The sequence below is a fragment of the Photorhabdus sp. RM71S genome (assembly GCF_042879355.1).
In the GTDB taxonomy this organism is placed as follows: domain Bacteria; phylum Pseudomonadota; class Gammaproteobacteria; order Enterobacterales; family Enterobacteriaceae; genus Photorhabdus; species Photorhabdus kayaii.
Window position 1 is genome coordinate 1 of sequence record NZ_JBHFKV010000135.1, and the last position, 1,076, is coordinate 1,076.

Annotated in this window: 2 protein-coding genes; both read left to right on the forward strand. The window is 43.2% G+C overall.

The genetic code is table 11. The annotated features are described in order from the left end of the window. Window positions 1–303: 303 nt before the first annotated feature. Window positions 304–879: a BRO family protein gene (locus tag ACGF5R_RS24075; protein WP_387693141.1), complete on the forward strand. Its 576-nt coding sequence runs from the start codon at window positions 304–306 to the stop codon at window positions 877–879. After that, window positions 876–1,076: hypothetical protein (locus tag ACGF5R_RS24080; protein WP_387693142.1), on the forward strand; the 201-nt coding region annotated here is incomplete at its 3' end. The genes ACGF5R_RS24075 and ACGF5R_RS24080, both read left to right, overlap by 4 nt.

A 1,076-nucleotide genomic window follows, 5' to 3' on the forward strand; every position in this document is an offset into this window, starting at 1 on the left:
AAATGTGAATGTGGGTTTGACTGGAGAAACTGGGCCAAGGAACAGTATTCATGAACACCCTGCCACCTCAGAGACCTCAGAGTAAATGATTCTGGGGTTGCAGGACTACATCAAAACTCAGTGTCAGTAACAGAGTCTCGCAATCGCGGGACTTTTTTCTATCCGAATTTCACCGCGCACCTCATGCGCATTCAAACCCAAAGAACCTGTTTAGGAAATAGAGCTTGAGGAAATCAGTATTGTGCTGATTCTTTGGTCTGATTTTCTATGAGGCAGGCTCTATCTCTAAAAAGGTAAAGCACGATGAACGCATTAACTTTCAAAAATCACACTATTGTTCCTTTTGATAATGGCGATGGGAAAATCTGGTTTACAAGCAAACAAATGGCTGAACTGCTCGAATATAAGAGCGAGAAATCTGTAACCAATCTTTACAATGCTAACAAAGATGAATTCACGGACGACATGACAATGGTCACCGAGTCAATGACCATTGGAATAAACAATAGTTTACGTAAAAAGAAGGTGAGAATTTTCTCTGTCAGAGGTTCCCATTTAATTGGGATGCTAGCTGATACTGATGTTGCCAAGTCTTTGCGTCGCTGGCTATTGGATTTAGCAGATAAAGAGAATCAGTCAGATCTCTCATTGATGGACATGGAAAGCTTAAAGTCACTGACACTTGGTGAAATGCAGAATCGGCTGGTGGCCGCTGATAAGTGGTCTTATAGCAACTTTGGTAGACCAGGTAGTGAAATGATGAACCTCCGCAAGCGTCATCTTAAAAAACTTCGTCAGGCCAAGAAAGTTATTCTGGAATTATCGCAGCTTACGTTACCCGGCTTTGATGACTTCCCGGACGGAGAGCCGCAGACATGAATCATGAGCAATTTATAGCGAAGAACGTACAAGCCGAGTTAACCAAGCTCGGCTTTTCTTCATCTATTGCGTGTATGGCAAGTGATAAAGCGGTCGATCACTATCGAAGAGCTTCATCAGCGAGCAGAAAGGGCAAGATGTACGATGACTGTCTGCATATTGCTAAAGCGTGGGCGAGTAAATACAGCTCGGTCAAG

What these genes read in the sequence shown, in the direction of transcription:
- ACGF5R_RS24075 (WP_387693141.1), top strand. Translation starts at nt 304, where the DNA reads ATGAACGCATTAACTTTCAAAAATCACACTATTGTTCCTTTTGATAAT.